1 protein-coding gene is annotated in these 267 nt (G+C 49.4%); it reads left to right on the top strand.

The window, feature by feature from the left end; translation table 11 throughout:
• A partial coding sequence (locus N8M95_RS09245; RefSeq protein WP_314726198.1) for a DUF1542 domain-containing protein occupies window positions 1-267 on the top strand: 267 nt, incomplete at both ends.

Genomic DNA, 267 nt, shown 5'->3' with positions numbered 1-267 from the left:
TTCAGTCACTCCAACGCCGGTAGCCAAACCAGCAGCGAAGCAAGCCATCGATGACGCATTGAAAGCTAAGAACGATGAAATTGATGCCAACAACGATTTGACTGCTGAAGAAAAAGCCAAAGCTAAGGAAGACGCGAAAGCCAAAGCCGACGCAGCAAAACAAGCGATTGATACTGCAACAACAAACGCAGCGGTGGAACAAGCTAAAAACGACGGAGCAACATCAGTAGATTCGGTGACTCCAACGCCGGTAGCCAAACCAGCAGC

It is taken from the genome of Streptococcus mitis (genome assembly GCF_946190325.1).
In the GTDB taxonomy this organism is placed as follows: domain Bacteria; phylum Bacillota; class Bacilli; order Lactobacillales; family Streptococcaceae; genus Streptococcus; species Streptococcus mitis_CF.
Note: the sequence above shows the minus strand (reverse complement) of the source record. Positions and strands in the feature narration are given on the sequence as shown.